Here is a 20,873-nt window from a genome sequence, read left to right as displayed (position 1 = left end):
CATCGATTTCATATATTGTCTGAAAGAGTACAAATCTGTATCATCTTTAAAGAATAGAGAAAGGAGCATGCTTGTGAAGTCTCGATATGGCTCAACTGCCATCATATTAATTATCATATTGTTCGTACAGTCTGCATCATCCTATGTCTATGGAGAATCTTCACCGGAGGAGACGCAGGCTATCTTACAAAAAACGTTATCCATCGTTGAGATCGATCATGAAATTGAACGTATCACAGAGAAACAGCAGGAACTGGCCGAACAGCATACGAGTTTATCCGCCCAGCTGCAGCAGCAGGAAAAGGAAATACATATCCAGCAAGACCGGGCCGGAGCTGTTGTAAGATCCTATTACACAGGAGAACGCGACAGCCTGCTCATGACGGTTCTTGGAGCTCGATCATTCAAAGATTTATTTGTGCTGTATGACTATTATCAGATCATCATAGGTAGAGATCAGGCCGTTCTGGACAAGTACCAGACTCGCTACGACCAGCTGCAGCAAACCTCCAGTCAAATTCGCCAAACCTCCATGGAGCTTACGGAGATGAAAAATAACCTGCAAAATCAGCGAGCAAGGGTAGCCTCACTGCAGAAAGAAGTGGATAAACAAATAACCGCCAGCGGTGACGCAGCGGCTATTCAGAAATTAATGAATGAATTAACTTTATATTGGGAAAACATCGGCATATATGAAGTGAAACGTTATTTCAAAGCGCTGGCAGCAGCAATGCAGCAGCTGCCAGATTTTATCCAAAAGCAAAACGGAGCTATATCCACTACAGGAACCACCTATACTATTCGTATTGGCCAGGATGAATTAAATGCGTTTCTACGTTCACAAAATAAAATCTTTGAAGATTTTGCTTTTACTTTTGATCAAGATAAAATCACTGCATCAGGCCAGCGTGATCAGCTGCAGCTGAGCATTGAAGGACATTACACAGTAGAGAATGAACCTCAGAACTCCATTCGCTTCCATGTGGATAAGCTGGTGTTTAACCAGCTCGAACTACCGGATACAACGCGCAGCATGCTGGAGAAGGATTTTGATCTTGGCTTTTATCCGCAGAAAATTTTGTCCTTTGTTAAAGCTACGGATGTTTCGACGGACGAAGGTTTTCTCGAAGTCAAATTGGCTATTTCATTCTAAGGAGTATACGCTTTTTGAATGCTGCTCACATATTGGGCAGCATTTATTTCTCCTGTGAGAACCTGATGTACCTGTTTTTTGAAACGTAAGATTATCACCCTGCTCTCAGCCCACTGCAATGGACTGAAATTTTTAGAGAACCAGGATTGATTTTGAACCGTACCATAATGCCCATCCATATTTTTCGCTTCCTGTTCATTCCACTGCTTCCCTGCTGGCAGGCGTTTGGTTTGTTTATGCCAGTTTCTCTGGACAGCAGCAGCAGTCATTCCCTCGATCCACCGACTTGCCGCATCCACTTCCACAGATCCCGAGGTAATGACCAGACTTCTGGCTTCTACCGCCTGCAGTGATTGGAGAGGAAGAGGTGATTTAAACGTCCCCTGTCCTTCGGCCGTTTCATCTGCTTGAAGTATACGAGACAATGTGGATACGAACATTGGGGTTTTCACCTTGTAATCTGAAGCTGACAGCACAGGATCAGCAGACAATGTCATGATCTGAGGTCGAAGCTCGTTCAGTAGACTAATCCCCTCTTGAAGTTCAATTACCCGTGATGAAGATGATATATTTAATATCTGATCAGGGCTCATGCCTGGCGTTAAATAGTTCATCCATGCACCTGCTCCGTAAATATCATCTATATTTATCGCAATCAGAGGTGTGCCTTCTGTTTGAGACGTCTTGATCAGCTTGGACCATTGATGTCTGGTTTGAGGCAGCCCCTGCACCCCCGCTTTATTGAGTAATGAAGCCGATGCTGCGAATACATAAGGATCAAAATCAAAGGGCAGTCCCCATTGATATCCATTCCATTCTGTCATGCCTCGCAGTTCAGCAGCCGTATCCCCAAGCGACTTGGAAAGTGTAGTTCCATTAAGAGGAACCAAATAGCCCTTTCTCGCATAATACTGAACCTGTTCACTATCTAGTAAAATAATATCTCCGTTGTCCCCCAAGGAAAACTCCTCGTCTAATACATCTTTAAACTCTTCCGGCTTCACATTCCGAACATTCACCTCAATATAGCGGGAGGCTGCCACTTCTTTTGCAAGTTTTTGAAATGCGGCAAACTCCTTTTTGGACATAGCCACCACGATATTGAGAGGCGCATGTGTATCTTCGCTGCGGAATGAAGTACCTGGATATGTATCTTTCTCTTGATTTCGTCCCTCATTATGCTGCGAACCTCTAAAATCAAAACTGGGAGAAAGGATCGTTAGCGAAAGCAGCAGCACTGCAAATAAAACAACCTGATGTCTACGCTTCATTCACTCTCCTCCTTCAACTAACTTTCTTCATATTTTCCCGCAGCAATTATTGTAACAAATATATAGTGCTCTTGTCCTACCCTGCCAAAAAACACTTTTCTTGTATTTTGCATATTTAGAGCATATCCAGTTCTGTTTAACAACCGATTATTATTTTTTCAGCAAAAAAAAGCCGACTTTTGGAGTCGGCTGGTTCAGAACATTTTCCGGGAAATAAATCCAACTTAGGACCGTTAAAAGCTTATCATAATAAGTCTGCTGCCAGCTGTGCCAGCTTGGAACGCTCCCCTTTTTCGAGCATAATGTGTCCACTGATTCCTTCTTGCTTGAAGCGCTCCACAATATATGTCAGTCCGTTGCTTGCGGAGTCGAGATAAGGATGGTCAATCTGTTCGGGGTCACCCATCAAAATAATTTTACTACCTTCCCCTACACGGGATACGATCGTTTTAACCTCGTGACGAGACAGGTTCTGGGCTTCATCGATAATGATAAATTGGCCCGGAATGGATCTTCCACGGATATATGTCAGTGCTTCTACCTGAATACTGCCTAGGCCCATTAGTATTTTATCAATATCTCCAGCTTTTTTCGTATCAAATAAAAACTCAAGATTATCATAGATCGGCTGCATCCAGGGACGGAGCTTCTCCTCCTTCTCTCCTGGCAGATACCCGATATCCTTGCCCATCGGCACAACAGGCCGAGCAATCAGCAGCTTTTTGTATTTGTGATCATCCTCCACTTTTAACAATCCTGCCGCTAATGCCAGAAGCGTTTTTCCCGTACCCGCCTTGCCTGTAATCGTTACAAGCGGAATATCGTCATTCAGCAAAAGTTCCAGCGCCATCCGCTGTTGTGCATTACGGGCGCTTATGCCCCAGACATTATCGTTGCTCAGAAACAGCGGCTCAAGCTTCGTGGCTTCCGTATTCACTTTAAGCAAAGCGGATTTGTTCGTGCCCATCTCATCCTTCAAAATGACAAACTCATTCGGGTAGAGGGAATAAGACAGCTGTAACGGTTTGATTGGTAAGAAACGATATGTGTAAAACTCATCAATCACTGACGGGTGAACTTTCAGCGCCGTATAACCTGGATACATCTCGCTGAGTCCTGCCGTGCGATCCGATAAGTAATCCTGCGTAAACAGTCCGAGTACGTCCGCTTTAATTCGTACCAGAACATCCTTGCTGACAAGAACGACCTGCCGTTCTACCACTTCTTTTTCATTCTCTTCAATCTGATAATTCAGCGCGACGGCCAAGATTCGATTGTCATTGGACACTTCCCCGAACATTTCCTGAACTTTCACAAAGCTGCGGTGATTAAGCTCAACTTTTAGATTGCCTCCATTCGCAAGAGGTACACCGCTGTGCAGATGGCCTAGTTCTCTAAGTCCATCCAGCAGCCTGGACACATTGCGTGCATTACGGCCGATCTCATCGGCATTTCTTTTTTTGGAGTCAATCTCCTCCAGTACAACCGCGGGAATGATTACCTCATGTTCTTCAAAGGCAAATATGGCATTGGGGTCATGCAGAAGCACGTTGGTATCCAATACAAAAATCTTTTTCATTCAATCCCCTCCAAAGCGGCGTCGTTAAAGGCATGGGCTGGAACGTGTTCTCGGGATGGAAGAAGGTGCTCCGTGCGAGCCTTCCGTTTCCCTTCAATCCCGAGTTCATCTTGATCGTGTGAACTTCAGCAGCGGCATGGACAATCATGCTCCCATACATAAATGTATTCGACTAGGGCAAAATAATTGTCAACCATTCTGAAAAACTCCAAGAAAGGATGAACATTTATGAAAATGGGGATATGCACGCTGCTTCTAATCTGTGTACTTACAGGCTGTAATACTTCTACACGTAATGCCTCACAGGAGCCGCATCAAATGCATCCAAGAAGTTACGGAGGAAATATAACAACACAGCAGGAAGATCAAATAAATCCTTCTCGTCTGGACAGCTTTAATGAAAATACAGGTGAAGTTCACGATCTTAATGTCGCCGAGGATTCCGGAACAGGCCCAATGAGCAATGAAAAACGAGTGAGTCATCTTAAAGCCCTAGCCAAGCAAGTTGAAGGAGTACAGGATGCCAATTGTGTCATACTCGGAAATACAGCTGTCGTAGGCATCGATGTTGATGGTGATCTCGAACGAGCACGTGTTGGCACGATTAAATATGCAGTTGCAGAAGCGCTGCGTAAAGACCCTGAAGGTGTAGATTCTATCGTAACCGCTGATGCGGATGTCTCCGAACGAATTAAAGAGATTGGTGAACATATCCGCAAAGGACATCCGATTTCAGGTTTCGCTTCAGAACTGGCCGATATGGTAGGCAGAATCATTCCGCAGCTTCCAAAAGACGTCAAAGTTCGTCAAAACCCCGATGAACCTGCACAGGACCAATACATGCAGCAGCACACATCAGAAAAAAGACAACAAAAAGCCCAGTGATCTCTCACTAGGCTTTTTTCATGGCTGCAAAGACCTGCTCATCAAGCTTCTCCGCAGCACGCTGATCATATATTTTGACAAATTGAGGCACAGAGGACAGCTGAGCCCCATAAAAAAGGGCATTCCTCACCGCTTCAATCGTAATGTCGAAACAGCACATATTAAAAGGCACACCCTGCAGCGGATCCTGCCGTACCGAAGCACGTCCATTGACTGCATACACCATTTCTTCGCCAAATACGGTAATCGTAATGAGCGGATTGTGCATCATGTTACTGACGAGACGGGATCGATGATCAATCGCCAAACGGAAAGTAGACGCATTTTCAGCATAGATCCAGGAGATCGCTGTTGAAGTTGGCCCTCCAGATTCTGCATCAATGGTGTTCAGAAGCACAAAGGTCTCGTCTTTGAACTGCTGTAAAAGAGTTTCTGTTAATTGTGTGACGGCTTCGGACATTCAACCAGCCCCCTGACCTTCTTTATGCCATTCTGTTCTTGATTGATGCCATTATAACATACTGTGATCTGCGCTTCCAATCCCCCAAAGATGCTTCTATTGTGCTGGTGACGCGGCAGGCACTTTGCCTGCAAGCGTGTCTTGGAGTGCCTGCTTGGCATTTGCAAGTTCGGTCTCATTAATATATACATAAGGACTTCTCCACTCGCCAGTAACGGGAGTAAAGTGTACATCCGATGTTGAGATGTTCCAATAGGTAGATATAAAGTTTTTCATCTGCTCGGATTCCACATCTGTTGTCATGTTTTTATCTACCGCGCTGATCACTTTCCCGATCTTGGTTATTCCCCCAAGCGATTTCATCTGATCCAGCATGGCATTCATCACCTGATTCTGCCGCTTGTTTCGATCAAAATCATTCGACTCCGCCGTTTTCGGTTTACAATTGGACTTCCGATAGCGAACAAAATCAAGTGCCTCTTTCCCATCCAGCCGCTGCGGTCCTGCTTTCAGATTGATGTCCGTGTTGTCGGCTGTATCGCGGTAACACATATTTTTATCCACCGTGACATCCACTCCGCCCACGGCATTCACCGCATCACGAAAAGCCTGAAAATTCAGTACAGTTGTATAGTTAATATCCACGCCCAAGTATTTGCCCATCATGTCCTTCATCTGGTCCTCTGCCTTTTTGCCAGAGGTCTTCTCCTGCGTTTTAAATCTTGGATAATACGCATTGAGTTTGTTGGACTTGTAACCATCAAGCTGAATACGTGTGTCGCGCGGCAATGATACTACCGTTGCTGTCTTCGTATTTGGGTTCAGTGCAGCCACCATCACAACATCTGATAGAAACGTACCTGTTTCCGGACGATTATCGGTGCCCAGCAGCAGCATCGTAAGTGGTTTTGTCGTCGCTGACATCCCTGGAGGAACCGGTTTATCGATTCCCGTGTTTGCGACCTGATTATAAATCCAGTACAAGTACCCCGCACCCGTCAAAATGCCAATTACCATTAAACTGAGAAACACCCTGACGAATCCACGCATACGCTTCTTCTTCTTCGGCGGCTTCCCATTACTGCTTTTCTTCCCTGAAGTGCCGGATGAATTCGGAGCTTGTCTCCGTGGAGGAAGTCCGTTTGAATTTGCGTTCATAAGCTCAACACCTTTATCACATCTGTTTTGGTCTATATAAAACACAACCGCTTTCCCTAGGGAAAACGGATGTGTTCATGCATAGACAGCATTTATGAATTTCGAGCGGCAGCTTCCGCTTTTTTCTTCTGACGACCTTCAACGAAATAACGCACGCGCACTAACAGCATCAGTCCTACAGCTACCAGCAGACATTGAATGATAGGCAGCTTGTCGATCTGAAAAATAAGAAGCATGAACGTGCCCATCGCCATCAATATATACAGCACAATTTCCTTACCAAGGGGCAGTTTCTGACGAACCCGAAAGACCTTATTATACACGTAAGTAATCAGCACAAAGATGACGATATAGGCGATGATCGGGTGTGATGCAAACCATGCTTGCATGTTAAGGCATCTCCTTTCATGATCATGCTGTACAAAAATCAATTCATTGATTGGACCTCACTGCTGCGCCATGAGATTCTTCGTCGCTCGTTCGACCGTTCCGGGTTCGGATCGTTCTTTCGATCGCTGTTGTCCCCGAATTTCTTTGAACACTCTATCAAGTGTTGAAATTAGGTGACAAAGGCGAGCGCTTCGCTTCTTCAGAATCGATTCCGCTCCCTCCACTACCTGTGGCGAAAGGCAGGAATCATTCAATCGTACAATGATGTCCCCTCAAACATTGACTTTTGTACCTCTTAGGGTAGTGGGTATTACGCGTTATTTTGAGCCATTTTGCGTTGTTTTTCTGCACGCTCACGCTCGGATTTGTTCAGGATCTTCTTACGAAGACGAATGGATTTCGGCGTGATTTCGCAGTACTCATCATCATTCAAATATTCAAGCGCCTGTTCCAAAGAAAAGATAATCGGAGTTTTAATTTTAACCGTATCATCTTTACCTGAAGAACGGACGTTAGTCAGTTGTTTTTCTTTGCAGATGTTAACAACGATATCATTGTCACGTGTATGCTCACCAACAATCATACCTTCGTAAATTTCTGTTCCTGGCTCAAGGAAGAGCGTACCACGATCTTCAACACCCATCATTCCGTAGAATGTAGATGTACCTGTTTCAGTTGAGATCAGTACACCTTGGTGACGTCCACCCACTTGACCGGATACGACTGGAGCGTAGCTGTCAAATGCATGGTTCATTACCCCATAACCACGAGTCAACGTCAGGAAGTTGGTGCTGTATCCAATCAGACCACGTGCAGGAATCAGGAATTCCAGACGGACTTGACCGCTGCCATTGTTGACCATGTTAACCATCTCTGCTTTACGTGCGCCCAGGCTCTCCATTACGGAACCCATGCTTTCTTCAGGGATATCAATCAACAAGCGCTCAACTGGCTCCATTTTCTTACCATCAATTTCTTTGATGATAACTTCTGGTTTGGATACTTGAAGCTCATATCCTTCACGACGCATATTTTCAATCAGGATACCGAGGTGAAGCTCACCACGTCCGGAAACGATAAATGCGTCAGGGCTCTCTGTTTCTTCAACACGAAGGGATACGTCAGTTTCCAATTCTTTCAACAAACGCTCGCGCAGTTTACGGGATGTTACCCATTTACCTTCGCGGCCCGCGAATGGACTGTTGTTTACGAGGAATGTCATCTGCAGTGTTGGCTCATCAATTTTCAGGACTGGCAGAGCTTCAGGATTATTAGGATCAGCGATCGTTTCACCGATATTGATGTCTTTAATACCAGCAATTGCAACGATATCGCCAGCTCCGGCTTGTTCGGTCTCGACACGTTTCAGACCTTGGAAACCAAACAGCTTCTCAATACGTGCGGTTTTGCTTTTGCCATCACGCATAATGACGGTAACGGATTGGCCTTGACGAATTACACCACGATTTACACGACCGATTGCGATACGACCGAGGTATTCGTTATAGTCCATCAGGGTAACGAGGAATTGGAGCGGCTCTTCAACATTTTCTGTTGGGTGAGGAATGTGACTTATAATGGTATCATAGATCGCCATCATGTTGTCATCCTGTTTGGCAGGATCATCTTCCATGCTGGACGTTCCGTTCAATGCAGAAGCATATACAACTGGGAATTCAAGTTGTTGATCGTTGGCACCTAGTTCAATAAACAGGTCAAGTACTTCATCGATAACCTCAGCAGGACGAGCTGCTGGACGGTCAATTTTGTTTACAACAACGATCGGAGTCAGGTTGTGCTCCAATGCTTTACGAAGTACAAACTTGGTTTGCGGCATACAGCCTTCATAAGCATCAACGACGAGCAGCACGCCATCAACCATTTTCATGATCCGTTCCACTTCTCCACCGAAGTCGGCGTGTCCTGGTGTATCCACAATGTTAATCAGGTAGTCTTTATAAGTTATAGCTGTGTTTTTAGCCAAAATCGTAATACCGCGTTCACGCTCCAGATCGTTGGAGTCCATTGCACGCTCCTGTACCGTTTCGTGATCACGGAATGTACCGGATTGTTGGAGCAGCTTGTCGACGAGTGTAGTTTTCCCGTGGTCGACGTGGGCAATAATCGCAATATTGCGAATGTGTTCTCTTGAATGCATGGTTTGTATCCATATCCTTTCCAATTTCAATTCTTATCTACTAAACTTCCCACAAAATCGCAGGTTAACTCACCAAAATAAGCGTCGGTGATAACCCGACGCATGTCTATATCCATTATATTATAGTTTATCATAGGTAAAAATCAAGATATTTCGCTCGCAACTGCACATTTTAGGAGCGGAGATGTTTACCATCCCCTGCCCCGGCCTGTACGTCCTCGGCCAATGAGTAACCAGATTCCCCCCAGAATAAGCAGGACTGCAAGCACATAGATGATACCTGTTTGGAGCAGCGTAAAAGCTAATAATACGATGGATCCTGCCCCGAAGATGAGTGCCGCAGGATAAACGTATTCAGGTTTGTGCCGTTCAACCATGCTGTACCCAATCAGCCCGGCAGCAATACCGAGTAAAAGAACGGGCCACAGATTGCTCATCAGTCCAGCCCCCCCTATGTTCGTTATGCTGAACAGCACACCATACACCGTAAGTATTCCAGCAGGTACTAAAGACCAGGACGGTGTCAATCGTGCATAGAACAGCACATAAAGGGCAATCCCCGGCAGCAGGAGCAGCAGCGGCCAGAAATTTCGGCCAATGAATCCAAACACCCCTAATTTACCAAGTAAAATAACCAAGCCGGCTGCTATAATAAACAATCCGATTGCTTTTTCATTTTTCATCTGTTTCCCCCCTTGTTTTGATTAAACTATGTAATTTTCAAGCTCTGCTGCACTCCAGACTAAAGACATCTTTTAACTGCCAAACAAGCTTCATCTTATGTTTCTAGTGTATCTGATGTTTCCACAAAAAACTATACTTGATGTCGAAAATGAAAGGATCTAAACGGTACTAGAATGAACGCAATTCTCGACAATATTTTGTATTCCCCTAAGTGTCACCAGATATAATTTTATGCAGCAGCATTACTCAAAAAATCCTTTTACATACAAAAAAATAAACGTCCCCACCTATTGGTTTGAACGTTCACTTTAGCCCCTCAGGAACCTTTGTTAAATGTCACCTAGGGATTATTTTTAATACTGCCTTTTTCTTCACGAGTAGTGCCTACGTATTGCGGCGAACAAATCTGTGGGCTCCCCCTGCTGCCATAACCAGACAGGCCATAGCCGCAGGCAGCATCGCATGTGCTTCCGCTGCCATGCCTCCCAACCATTCTCCAAGCTTGGGGTCCTTCATCAACATCTCACCGGCGGTGAAGGCCAGTATACCTGATCCAGCATACACCAGAACAGGAAACCGTTTCAGCAGATCGACAATGATTCCACTTCCCCATACAACGATAGGAATGCTGATCGCAATGCCAATGACAATCAAAGCCAGATCGCCATCCGCTAAAGCCGCTATAGCCAATACATTATCCAGACTCATTACAAAATCGGCAACCAGAATCGTTTGGACCGCTTTCCATGTTGTCGACGCATTGCGAATATGTACTTCATCATCGTTTTGAAGCAGCAGTTTCAGCGCAATCCAGAACAATAAAAGTCCGCCGGCTGCCTGAATGAATGGAATGCCCAGCAGTAATACAGCTGCAAAAGTAAGTACACAGCGTAACAGCACGGCGCCGAATGCGCCCCACCATACGGCCTTTTTACGCTGCGCCGGAGGTAAATCTTTACTCGCCAGTGCAATGACAACCGCGTTATCTCCACTCAGCACCAGATTAATCATTAAAATTTGTGTTAACAGCCACAGTGTATCCATGTTCTCATCCCCCCACTCTAACTTGTATGTAAGAGATGTACATGCTATTCTTAGTGATCGAAGAATATATAGGGAGTGACATATCGCCATGGAGCTGTTTAGTCCTGCATTCTGGCTGGCTTTGTTGAACGTTGTCTTTATTGATCTCATCCTGGCTGGCGACAATGCGATCGTTATTGGTCTTGCAGCCAGAAATTTGCACCCTTCCGTACAAAAAAAAGCCATTCTGTACGGCACGGGCGGTGCCCTTCTCATTCGAATTGCGGCTACCGTCGTTGTATTATGGCTGCTCAAAGTACCTTGGCTTCTGCTCGTGGGGGGCTGCTTCTCATCTGGATTGCCTACAAACTGCTGGCGGATCAGGGGGATGAGCACGACGACATTCAGGCAGGAACCTCACTCTGGACCGCTGTCCGTACGATTATCATCGCGGATGCGGCCATGGGGCTCGATAACGTGATTGCCGTTGCTGGGGCTGCCCAGCAGCATCTGGTTCTTGTCATCCTCGGATTGTTGATCAGTGTTCCCATTATCGTTTGGGGCAGCACCTTGTTTATCAAATTGATTAATCGCTTTCCCTGGATCATCTATGTTGGCGCGATCGTACTAGGTTATACCGCCTCAAATATGATTACGGAAGAGAAACGAATCATGCCGTTTTTCACCGAGCATCCTGTACTGCGCATCCTGTTTATCGTTTTGGTTATTGGCGGCGTAGTGTTTGCCGGTTACCGCAAACGTACTTCAAGCAGTAAAGCTCGACATGAACGACAGCGCTCCTATTCCTAAGACAAGCTTGGGATGCAGCTTATCTAAACATTTGAAATATCCAGACAAAACAAAACAGGACGGACCGATGATTTCATCGGTCCGTCCTGTTTTTGTGTTTTATTAACATTTCATTTGTTATGTCTACCTGCGATACCGCAGTTTAGAACCAGTCGTCCTTGATCCCACTTTCCTCCGATTGTCCCGCCAGTATGGAAGTCTCTCCAGCATGCAGGGTGATTGTTTCGGTCTGTTCTACCGCCTTCTTCAGCCATTCCGGCAGCTGACTCATCGTCGCTTCAATTTTGTCCACGATCCGAAGATTCGGATTGGTCGATGGGGATTTGGGAACAAACAATGTACAGCAATCTTCATAAGGCAGAATGGAAATATCATACGTACCAATTTGTTTGGAAAGTGAGATAATTTCCTGCTTGTCCATCATGACCAGTGGTCTGAGGATCGGCAGGTCCGTGGCCCTTCCGATGACGTTCATGCTTGGAAGGGTCTGGCTCGCGACCTGGCCCAGACTATCTCCGGTGATCAGCGCAAGAGCACGTTCGCGTTCTGCCAATAGGGTCGCAATTCGCAGCATGGAACGCCTCATTAGAGTAATGATGAGATTATCCTGCCCGAGCTGCGTGAATGCTGTCTGAATCTCCGTAAACGGAACAAGATGTAATTTGATTGTACCCGCATGATCTGCAAGAGCACGAGCCAAATCAATCACCTTTTCCTTCGCCCGCTGGCTTGTAAATGGATAACTGTAGAAATGCACACACTCTACTTCCAGTCCACGGCGCATAGAGGACCAGGCCGCTACAGGACTGTCTATGCCGCCAGAAAGAAGAACCATAGCTTTGCCATTCGTTCCGAGCGGGAATCCGCCTGCGGCAGGAATAACTTCACTGAAAATATACGTGCCCTGTTCGCGGATTTCTACGCGCAGTTCGATATCCGGATTACGTACATCCACCTTCAGCTGCTGAAACTTGCGCAGGATGGGTGAACCGACCATATGATTGGTTTCATGAGAAGAATGGGGGAATGCCTTCCATACCCGCCGTGCATTCACCTTAAAGGTTGTGACTTCCCCGAATTCTTCAGCACGTTCATCCATGAACGCAACCGCCGTTTGTACAATCTCGTCTATTTCGGACGGCGTGACTTTAACGGGACTAATTGACATCACACCAAATACACGCTTTAACACGGGAATGAGCTTGGTATGAGATTCGCCGCCCAGATCCACATATACCCGGCCATATTCTTTACGCAGGCTTGCTCCTGGAAAAGGTTTAAGCAGCGCTTTTACTTGAGTGATTATCGTTTTTTCAAAACGTGAACGGTTTTTCCCTTTTAACATAAACTCTCCAAAACGGAGAAGCAGCATATCATAATTCAACATTTAATTTACATCCGCCTTTCGAGTGGCCGCAGCTGAGCCACCATCTGATGCAGCGCCTTTTCCAGCACAGCTGCATCCTCTTCAGTATGTTCATCACCGAAACTAATGCGCAGTCCTCCAGCAGCGCAGGCTGCATCTCTTCCCATGGCAAGCAGCACCCGACTTGGCTCTGCCGAACGCGAGGAGCATGCGGACTGGGTCGACACCGTGCATCCAAGCTGTTCCAGTGTATGCAGTGCTGCTTCGGCCTTCATACCAGGATAGGAGAAATGTACAATATGCGGTGCCCCTTCTTTCGTACTGTTAAGCTGGAGCTCTGGAATGGCAGCGATCGCATCCATAACACGGTCTCGGAGCACGCTTATGCGTTTTGAAAACTCGACCTGCCCCTCCGCTGCGATTCGCATAGCCTTGGCCATGCCGACAATCAGAGCCATATTTTCTGTCCCTGCTCTGAGCCCATGTTCCTGCGCCCCCCCTGACAGAAGCGGAGTAAGCTCTATACCGCTTCTGACATACAGAAGTCCGGCACCTTTCGGTCCCCGAATCTTATGCGCAGACAAGCTGTACAGATCTGCTTTCCACTGAGTCGGTGCGGCCTGCAATTTTCCGAATCCCTGCACACCATCCACATGAAAAAGGATACGCGGCGCATTTTTTTTGAGGATGCTGCCAATCTCCTCCAGCGGATGAATCGCTCCTGTCTCGTTGTTCACATGCATCAGGCTGACAAGCACAGTATCCGAACGGACGGCACTCATGACTTGGTCAGCAGTAACAACACCTCTCGAATCAACTGGGAGAAAAGTGACATCCCACCCCCACTGCTGCAGCTGAAGTACACTCTCATAGACTGATGCATGCTCAGCTGCCGTAGTTATAATATGTTTTCCTCGTGAGCAGTACCGGAGAGCCGCCCCCTTAATGGCAAGATTATTGCTCTCCGTTGCCCCGGAAGTAAATATGATCTCATCTGCCTTGACACCTACTGCAGCAGCGCAGGCCGCACGTGCCCGGCGAAGCAGCTGATCCGCACGTTCACCATATCCATGAATGGACGAAGCATTGCCGAACTGGGTTTCCATAATCTCTGACATTGTGCGAATCACGTCCGGATACGGAGGTGTCGCTGCCGCATAATCAAAATATTTCACAAGGGGGTACACCTTCCTTATCATTTCGTTCATTAACATCTACAGTGAGCATTGTACCACGATCTCTGTACAACACAAAAAGACCAACCAGGAGCAGATCGTATAGAAGACCTGCCTTCCTGCATTGGATCCTTTCTGCCCGACTTGATCGGTTAAGCTGTACATAATCTGTATACTCACCCGATGACAAGACAGCCTGAAGAGTCAGTGCTGCTTACTTTAAATCATATATTTGGAACGGGCCCGCTCCACTTTGGTAATATAGTTCTGTGTTTCAACGGGTAACAGGTGAAGCTTGCTCATCAGTTCATCATCGTCCGTAACACCAAGTCTGTTTACCCGTCCTGGTCCGGCATTATAAGCTGCCAAAGCCATTTTTTCCTGTCCTCCAAAACGCTGGAGCTGCAGCGATAAATATTTGGTTCCTGCATCAATATTTTGACCCGGATCGAAAGAGTCGCTTACTCCAAGTCCAGCTGCCGTACCATCCATTAACTGCATAAGGCCCTTGGCACCTGCCGAAGAGACTACACTCGGGTTAAAGCCTGATTCCGTATCGATGACCGCCTTGATCAGCGACTCGGGAACTCCATATTTAATACTGGCCTGTGAGATCAGCGTTTCGAAATCCGTAGGTACGGATTTACCGGAATCAGCCTGTCCTGTTCCGGACAGAGCTGGCAGAGATTCCAGACTGTCTGCTCTGGATGAGCTAATCGTGTTCGCATCTGGACTGTAAGTACTTCCGAGCTGAAGCCACAGCAACCCGTCATTCGATCTTTTGGAGATCGGAGCCTGATTCTGTGCATGGTTCTGATCATGAGAATCTGTCTCCAGCAGCCCATCCATTACATCTGAAAAATCAGTCGTCGAGCCAGCTTGTACAGCTGATCCGCTCGATTGGTTATTGATATTGGACAACTGCAGCTCCAGTAACTGCCGTGAACTGCGTGGATCAATCTGCATGTGCTGTATTCACTCCCGTTTCATTCAAACTTGATGACTTTATTCTACAATGTTTTACAAGCAGGTTCCATCATTTTCATAAAAAATAGCAGATTAGATGTTTAATTATGCGTCAATGCGAAAAAACCTTCCGCATTCACCACGTGGGTGAATGCGGAAGGCCTGATTTTCTCAGGATCGAAGAGAACATCGGTAGACCCAAAGGAGATATTTCGCTTTTTAACGTGCAAAAGGAATCATAAAAAAGTAGCTCAGAGTAGCGACGATCCCTAGTCCGATGGACCACGCTCCTGCCGTTTTACGACCGTTAACATAAGCATAATAACCAAGCACGGCCGCAGCCGGGCCAAGCACGATGGACCACATAAACAAGGATGCGATCCCAAAAGCAAGTCCCATATAACCTGCAGCACGGCCTGTTGACTCCATCACACGATCTGCCTCATGTTTCACAGGTGCCTTCTCGGTACGTACACGTTCTCTGTCCCCGGTCCGCACTGCAGATGGTGGTGCCATCTCTGCCCCGTATTCCTCGCGATACGCTTTTCTTGGATAATCCACACGTTGACGTTGATGGGTATCCTTCGCTTCCGTGTTATAACGGTCCAGACCATTGTCTTTAAGATCATCATTCTTCACGTGAAAGCACCTCCGTTATTAAGTGGATGACTGCTTACTTGGGTTTGAATGTGTGGCAGCAAGTGGCTGAAGAGGTACGTGCATGATCGTGATGATCGGAATCAAATGTCTCTCCGGCAAATTCTTCATGCAGACGACGGGTAGCATGCTGGTCAATGTCAATCATGATGGCATCGGCCTGGCAAAAGTTATTTTCTCCCCAAAAATGACAGTTGGAGACGCTGCATTTGACAATTGGTTTGTCATGGCTCATTTTTTATCACCTCGACATCTATTGTTTCCCCTTGATAAATCCGATATTCTTCGGTTAAATGCCAGATGATAACATGCAGGAAAGCACAGTCACTCGTGGTCTGTTTATTCAAACCCGCACAAAAAAACCGCCACGAGGGCGGTTTCATCTTACAGTTATGGTAATTGGTAATCATTTAAATGAAAATTTAAGTTCATTTCATAAGCCAAGAATGATCAAACAGTTCAGCTTATCGGTTCAAAGCAAAACTAAGCGTGATTCCGCTCTTTTTGCATACGGCGCTGAGTCAGGTAGTCACTCTCGTAGTATGCCAGATCGTCGCGTAACTCTTCATACGTTTTGGAAATTTCAAGAATAACGTCGCGCACTGCTCGAATCGGTTTGTCACGGAAACGAATAGCATCCTGACCAGTGTAAGCATATCTTCCGTCCTCAGAGTAACATTCGTTCTTTGGATAGAAAAAGCTGTTTACACTTTGGTGATACGTATTATAAAGAGCCTTTTCGGCAAATTCAACATCAAAGTTGGCACGACGCAGCACAACGCCAAGTTTTTCGTAAGAAACTTCAGAAAAAACGAGCAAATGACGGAGATCTGAAAGAAATCCTTTGTAGAAGGCAGTTGATTCCTCCGTCTGGTTTTGATCCAGTTCAGGCAAAGCATTTTCATTCAAAAACTTTTCGATCCGATCGATCGCCGGTTTTAACTTTTCCCTGGTTGACTCACATGTTTTTTGTACATTGGCTGCTGACATAAAGGTAGCTCCCCCTTAAATAAGTCCTTACATATTTACGTATAGGTCGGCCAAACCGTACTTGTGCTCTGACCTTTTGAATACTCAGATATAATCCTACCATAAAAAGTTGACGAGCGGTATCCCTTAATCGCGCTTTCGCTTCCTGTCGTGAATTGGCCGGGTTTCGGCTAAATACTCCAGAACTCTTTTGCATAAAAATATAAGCTTCTCCTAACGATAACTACAACCATGGCGATGACGATGCATCAAGGCCTGCCATACCAAATTGTGCAAAATGAACGAAGGAGGTTCTGTTCAATGTCCAGACCGCGATGGGTGAATTGGGCTCTTGCAGCAGGTGCAGGCGTACTCGCACTTACTATTCTGCTTCCCACATCCAACCGTACCGTCCCAAAACCGAGTGCCGTGCAGGAAAATCCACAGAAAGAGCATGCAAGCAAACAGCGTTTGAAGGTTCAGGATATCAAGGCTACCGATCTTCTTACCCGTGTCGATGCCAAACAGCATCTCCGTATCATATTGGATAAAAGTGCTGTAATGACGGATACACAGTTAAAACGGTATATGAAAGAACTTCAAGATTCCCACGGGCATATCCGATCCATTCAGCTTATGAACATTCCAGGCTCATCGACTAAACGATTTGATCGTGCACTTAAAAAAGGCAGCACGCTGGAGCAGCAGAAATTAAATCATGCCCTGAATCTGGCCAAAAAAGCAGTCCGTAAAGGCCAAAGCTTCGAATCCTCTTCCTTTCCGCTCGGTAAAGAAAAATATTTTGTGATGGGACAGCCCTCCAAGGATAGCAAACGGGCCATCATCGCTCTTTTTAGTCAAAGCGTATTAAACGCCGTCGAGGAACATCAGCGCAAAAACCTGCGTATGATCCCGTATCCACGTGAAGGGAAATTCAAAATTGAATCGGTTCACCCTGATACCTTAAATGAAATTACGGTAAAGACAGGGCATGACAACGCTAATGCGAGCCATTTTTACGAAAATGAAATTGTAATTCGTTTCCGGCAGGACCCTGGTGAACGGGACATGCGCATCATTCGCTCAGACTTGAAAACGCCGTCTGTTCGCAAACTTGGGTATACGTATGTTTTTCGGACTGAGACGATGAACTATAAACAATTACGTGACTATTTCGGAAGCAAATGGAATCCACTCTACATGGAACCTCACTATATGTACTTAACCAACGAAACGGCTGCTGAACAAACAGATGTCCCCATTCCCAATGATGTTCTATTCTCGGATTATCAGTGGAACCTGCCTGCAATCGAGACAAACCGCGGATGGAATATTACGAAAGGGAACAAAGATGTCATCGTTGCGGTAGTAGACACAGGCGTGGATGTAGACCACCCGGATCTCAAAGGAAAATTGCTTGAAGGATACAACGTCGTTAATCCGGGAAGTAAACCTCTGGACGATGTTGGTCACGGCACACACGTTGCCGGCATTATTGGAGCTATCGTGAACAATAACGAAGGCGTAGCCGGCATGAGCTGGTACAATAAAGTTCTTCCGGTCAAAGTGCTGGACAATTCGGGATCAGGTACAACGTATGCGGTTGCTGAAGGAATCATCTGGGCAGCCGATCACGGCGCTAAAGTGATAAATATGAGTCTGGGCAATTATGCGGATGCTCAATTTCTTCATGATGCCATCAAATACGCGTTCGACCGGGATATCGTGCTGATTGCCGCAACTGGCAATGATAATACGGAGCGTCCAGGCTACCCTGCTGCTTATCCCGAAGTATTTGCTGTCTCTGCCACAGACCCGGATATGAACAAAGCCTCCTACTCCAATTACGGGGATTATGTGGATGTGATGGCTCCCGGATCAAGTATCGCCAGCACCTATCCGGGCAATCAGTATGCTGCCCTTTCAGGAACATCCATGGCAAGTCCACACGTTGCCGCACTGGCAGGGCTGATTCGCTCGCTGAATCCGGATTTGACCAATACCGAAGTTATGGACCTGATGCGGCAAAGTGTAATTGATCTGGGTGAACCGGGACACGATAAATATTACGGCTATGGACAGATTGATGTATTCAAAGCACTGCAGGCTGCCTCGGGCAGCAGTGCTCCGCTTCAGTTTTGGCCGCAGCATGTCAGACAGCAGATGGATAATACGATGAAAAAATATATTCAATAACAAAAGCAGCTGCGCCCCGGGGCGTATGCTGCTCTCTTTGAATTGCGTTTCTTTTTTCCCCGGGGCACCCGCTGCGACTAGCGCTTGCGAGAAGTTGTGCGGGCTTTACTTGTTTTTTTCACGGATTTTTTCTTATGGCTGGATACGTACAGCGGTCCTTCTTCTTTTACAACAACAGGATACATATGGTGAGGAATCGGGACACAGTGATGCTGTTTCACAATTTCGATCGGGTGGATAACAGGTACAATCTGAGGAATATAATAATCTTGAACAACCTGGATCGGGTCACATACAATCGGGCAAACCGGTGGACAGCAGTGATTCATTCAAAACCAACTCCCTTTCAAGTGATACTATAACCTATTGCAGTGGGCCCGAAGTGGTATGGATGGATGTCCATAGTGCAAAAAATTAAATGAGCGGAAGCCTGTCCGCCGCTGCCCCTGCCTGATGTGAGTTAAATTTTTCAAAAACACTGCACAATGTGATTAGTCCCTGCCTTAACGACTCTTCGCTGGTCACGGTGAAACATATTCGTAAGCTTGAAGTGTCACTCTCTCCCACAAAACAGGCTGAACCAGGTAGAAAAGATACCCCTGCAGCAAGAGACTGCCGATGAAGCTCGTGCATATCGAAGTTTCCCTGCAGCTCAAGCCACAGGTTGAGTCCCCCTTCTGGAAGACGCCAGTGCATCTCCTTCGCTGCATGCTTTTCCAGAACCTCGGAAGCAGCACACAGCCGCGCATACAATTTTTCCCGAAGCTCATTCACATATGGTTCATATTGATGCTGAATGTACGTCTGCAGCGCCTTCTGTGTTAATAACGGGCTTCCGAGGTCAGCCGTTGATTTAGCGGCCACAAGCCGCGTCAACACACTTCCGTCAGCGGCGGCACACGCTACGCGGCAGCCTGGAGACAGCACTTTGCTGAAACTTTTAATGTATACGACATGTCCCGCATGATCCATAGATTTAATGGAAGCTGGCGGCGGCTCCCGAAAGTACAGGTCCGCAAATGGATCATCCTCAAGAATGAGACAGTGATAACTTTGTGCGATGTTAAGCAGTTGGGCCCGTCTTCTTGCGCTCATCGTTACACCTGTCGGATTATGATATGTAGGGATCGTATAGATCAGCTTGGGCGGATAAGTATCACATAGACGGGTGAGCAGATCAATACGCATCCCTTCGTCATCCATAGGCACAGTAATAATTTTGGCCCCGCGGCTCGTAAACACATCAATAGCCCCCGTGTACGTTGGAGCCTCCATATAAACAACATCACCAGGACCAACAAATGTCCGGGCCACGAGATCAATGCCCTGCTGGGCACCGCTCGTAATTAACATTCGTTCAGGTGTCACCTGGAGCCCACGTGCAGCAAAATGTGAAGCAAAGGCCTGCCTTAGTTCCCAATCGCCTTGGAATGATCCATAAGCTGCCATCCGCTCTGTGTGATCTGAGGAAAGGTGGTAGGCGCTGTCAATAATATCACGGGTAGGCAGTAATTCAGGCTGAATCGCAGACATATGCAGTTCATAACGCACTTGAGGGGAAGCGTCAAAGTGCCGCCACAGCTGTGCTCTGGGCAAGTAGTCAACCAGCGTCATCTGCCAGTTGAGCGCAGCACCTGAATCGCCGCTGGCTTTCCTGTGTACACCCCCTTCATCCCCCATAGGATTGGTCAAGGCAGAAGGCTCCTTTCCGGTCACATAACAACCTTTGCCCTGAGAACAGCGGATAAGCTGAACAGCCTCCAATTCCGCGTAGGCTTTGGTCACGGTGACCAGACTAACCCCTAAATTGGCAGTCATCTTGCGAACAGATGGCAGACGAGTCCCCGGTTCAATTAAGCCTGAGCGGATGCGGTCGGCAATCGTCAGAGCAATCTGCACATACAATTTGGTACTGCTTCCTCTTTTGAGCTCAATATGCATCTTAACTAATCGCTCCCAACTGTTATGATGAT

At 46.6% G+C, this 20,873-nt stretch carries 19 protein-coding genes and 1 pseudogene; 4 read left to right on the top strand and 16 right to left on the bottom strand.

Annotation, left to right across the window (positions count from 1 at the left end; genetic code table 11):
- Positions 1–73: 73 nt before the first annotated feature.
- The gene (locus ABXS70_RS06040; RefSeq protein WP_366294738.1) at positions 74–1,153 is read left to right on the top strand and encodes a hypothetical protein; all 1,080 of its coding nucleotides are present in this window, start codon (positions 74–76) and stop codon (positions 1,151–1,153) included.
- On the opposite strand, the gene ABXS70_RS06035 is transcribed toward ABXS70_RS06040, so the two are convergent.
- Both ABXS70_RS06035 and ABXS70_RS06030 read right to left on the bottom strand, forming a co-directional pair.
- Positions 1,150–2,424 carry an ABC transporter substrate-binding protein gene (locus tag ABXS70_RS06035; protein ID WP_366294735.1) on the bottom strand — a complete coding sequence of 425 codons (1,275 nt, stop codon included), beginning with the start codon at positions 2,422–2,424 and terminating at the stop codon, positions 1,150–1,152. The genes ABXS70_RS06040 and ABXS70_RS06035 overlap by 4 nt on opposite strands.
- Positions 2,425–2,668: 244 nt before the next feature.
- Positions 2,669–4,003 carry a PhoH family protein gene (locus ABXS70_RS06030; protein WP_342552075.1) on the bottom strand — a complete coding sequence of 445 codons (1,335 nt, stop codon included), beginning with the start codon at positions 4,001–4,003 and terminating at the stop codon, positions 2,669–2,671.
- Positions 4,004–4,231: 228 nt separating this feature from the next.
- Here ABXS70_RS06030 and ABXS70_RS06025 point away from each other — a divergent pair, with 228 nt between their 5' ends.
- Complete coding sequence (locus ABXS70_RS06025; protein WP_366294731.1) at positions 4,232–4,888, top strand: YhcN/YlaJ family sporulation lipoprotein; 657 nt, start codon at positions 4,232–4,234, stop codon at positions 4,886–4,888.
- 7 nt (positions 4,889–4,895) lie between these two features.
- Here the strand turns inward: ABXS70_RS06025 and ABXS70_RS06020 are convergent, their stop codons facing one another.
- The 6 genes from ABXS70_RS06020 to ABXS70_RS05995 form a co-directional block, all read right to left on the bottom strand.
- Complete coding sequence (locus ABXS70_RS06020) at positions 4,896–5,348, bottom strand: pyridoxamine 5'-phosphate oxidase family protein (protein WP_366294728.1); 453 nt, start codon at positions 5,346–5,348, stop codon at positions 4,896–4,898.
- A gap of 96 nt (positions 5,349–5,444) precedes the next feature.
- Complete coding sequence (locus ABXS70_RS06015) at positions 5,445–6,506, bottom strand: LCP family protein (protein ID WP_366294725.1); 1,062 nt, start codon at positions 6,504–6,506, stop codon at positions 5,445–5,447.
- 92 nt (positions 6,507–6,598) lie between these two features.
- A complete protein-coding gene (locus ABXS70_RS06010) occupies positions 6,599–6,895 on the bottom strand; it encodes a YlaH-like family protein (RefSeq protein ID WP_342552079.1) in 297 nt (98 codons plus the stop codon).
- Positions 6,896–7,206: 311 nt separating this feature from the next.
- On the bottom strand, positions 7,207–9,054 hold the full coding sequence (gene typA, locus ABXS70_RS06005; protein WP_342552080.1) for a translational GTPase TypA: 1,848 nt from the start codon (positions 9,052–9,054) through the stop codon (positions 7,207–7,209).
- Between the two features lie 188 nt (positions 9,055–9,242).
- Positions 9,243–9,737 (bottom strand): hypothetical protein, encoded by a 495-nt coding sequence (locus ABXS70_RS06000; protein ID WP_366294721.1) that lies wholly within the window; start codon positions 9,735–9,737, stop codon positions 9,243–9,245.
- 385 nt (positions 9,738–10,122) lie between these two features.
- A complete protein-coding gene (locus ABXS70_RS05995; protein WP_366294718.1) occupies positions 10,123–10,782 on the bottom strand; it encodes a TerC family protein in 660 nt (219 codons plus the stop codon).
- 88 nt (positions 10,783–10,870) lie between these two features.
- Between ABXS70_RS05995 and ABXS70_RS05990 the strand changes: the two are divergent.
- Positions 10,871–11,571 (top strand): annotated as a pseudogene (locus tag ABXS70_RS05990) (TerC family protein).
- 142 nt (positions 11,572–11,713) lie between these two features.
- On the opposite strand, the gene thiI reads toward ABXS70_RS05990, so the two are convergent.
- From thiI to ABXS70_RS05960, 6 genes are all read right to left on the bottom strand, one after another.
- Positions 11,714–12,955, bottom strand: a complete 1,242-nt coding sequence (thiI, locus tag ABXS70_RS05985; RefSeq protein ID WP_366296557.1) for a tRNA uracil 4-sulfurtransferase ThiI — start codon at positions 12,953–12,955, stop codon at positions 11,714–11,716.
- 8 nt (positions 12,956–12,963) lie between these two features.
- Entirely contained in the window at positions 12,964–14,112 is a 1,149-nt protein-coding gene (locus tag ABXS70_RS05980; RefSeq protein ID WP_366294715.1) for a cysteine desulfurase family protein, read from the bottom strand.
- A gap of 219 nt (positions 14,113–14,331) precedes the next feature.
- The gene (locus ABXS70_RS05975; protein WP_366294712.1) at positions 14,332–15,078 is read right to left on the bottom strand and encodes a lytic transglycosylase domain-containing protein; all 747 of its coding nucleotides are present in this window, start codon (positions 15,076–15,078) and stop codon (positions 14,332–14,334) included.
- A gap of 219 nt (positions 15,079–15,297) precedes the next feature.
- Positions 15,298–15,687 carry a hypothetical protein gene (locus ABXS70_RS05970; RefSeq protein ID WP_342556402.1) on the bottom strand — a complete coding sequence of 130 codons (390 nt, stop codon included), beginning with the start codon at positions 15,685–15,687 and terminating at the stop codon, positions 15,298–15,300.
- Between the two features lie 64 nt (positions 15,688–15,751).
- Entirely contained in the window at positions 15,752–15,970 is a 219-nt protein-coding gene (locus ABXS70_RS05965; RefSeq protein ID WP_110897971.1) for a DUF1540 domain-containing protein, read from the bottom strand.
- Positions 15,971–16,218: 248 nt separating this feature from the next.
- Positions 16,219–16,725, bottom strand: coding sequence for a YpuI family protein (locus ABXS70_RS05960; RefSeq protein WP_342552086.1), 507 nt, complete (start codon positions 16,723–16,725; stop codon positions 16,219–16,221).
- A 300-nt stretch (positions 16,726–17,025) separates the two neighbouring features.
- On the opposite strand from ABXS70_RS05960, the gene ABXS70_RS05955 reads away from it, so the two are divergent.
- Positions 17,026–18,900, top strand: a complete 1,875-nt coding sequence (locus ABXS70_RS05955) for a S8 family peptidase (RefSeq protein ID WP_366294709.1) — start codon at positions 17,026–17,028, stop codon at positions 18,898–18,900.
- 77 nt (positions 18,901–18,977) lie between these two features.
- On the opposite strand, the gene ABXS70_RS05950 is transcribed toward ABXS70_RS05955, so the two are convergent.
- Positions 18,978–19,229, bottom strand: a complete 252-nt coding sequence (locus tag ABXS70_RS05950) for a hypothetical protein (protein ID WP_342552088.1) — start codon at positions 19,227–19,229, stop codon at positions 18,978–18,980.
- An 85-nt stretch (positions 19,230–19,314) separates the two neighbouring features.
- On the bottom strand, positions 19,315–20,841 hold the full coding sequence (locus tag ABXS70_RS05945; protein WP_366294706.1) for a PLP-dependent aminotransferase family protein: 1,527 nt from the start codon (positions 20,839–20,841) through the stop codon (positions 19,315–19,317).
- Positions 20,842–20,873: the final 32 nt, after the last annotated feature.

Origin of the sequence: Paenibacillus sp. AN1007, assembly GCF_040702995.1 — a bacterium.
Taxonomy (GTDB): Bacteria; Bacillota; Bacilli; order Paenibacillales; family Paenibacillaceae; genus Paenibacillus.
This window is presented reverse-complemented; position numbering and strand designations above follow the sequence as displayed.